This is a genomic window from uncultured Streptomyces sp., from assembly GCF_947488945.1.
Taxonomy (GTDB): Bacteria; Actinomycetota; Actinomycetes; order Streptomycetales; family Streptomycetaceae; genus Streptomyces.
This window is the reverse complement of record NZ_CANLBS010000101.1, coordinates 1-322: the sequence shown is the minus strand read 5'-3', so window position 1 is coordinate 322 and position 322 is coordinate 1. Positions and strand designations below refer to the sequence as shown.

Sequence of the window (322 nt, the reverse complement as noted above, 5' to 3'; positions counted from 1 at the left end):
TGCGGGTCCGGATCGGGTCGGCGGGCGAGTCGGCGTTGCGTGTCGACGTGGTCGGCGAGCACGGTGAGCCGGTTGCCAGTGTTGAGAAGCTGGCGTTTCGACCGGTGGATCAGGCGCAGTTGGCGAGTGTGCAGCAGACGAGGAGCAATGCGCTGTTCACGGTTGATTGGACGGCGCTGTCTCTTCCTGCTTCGTCCGTGATGTCTGCGGTGTCTGCGCAGGTGGCGGTGTTGGGTGCGTCGGGCTACGAGGGTGTGGATGCGCTGGTCGCGGCGGTTGCCGAGGGTGGGCAGGTGGTGCCGGATCTGGTGCTGGCTGAGCC

At 66.8% G+C, this 322-nt stretch carries 1 protein-coding gene; it reads left to right on the top strand.

The genetic code is table 11. The features are described 5' to 3' along the window. Positions 1-47: 47 nt before the first annotated feature. Positions 48-322, top strand: a 275-nt coding sequence (locus tag Q0994_RS33985) for a hypothetical protein (RefSeq protein WP_299542605.1), incomplete at its 3' end; no start/stop codon positions are given.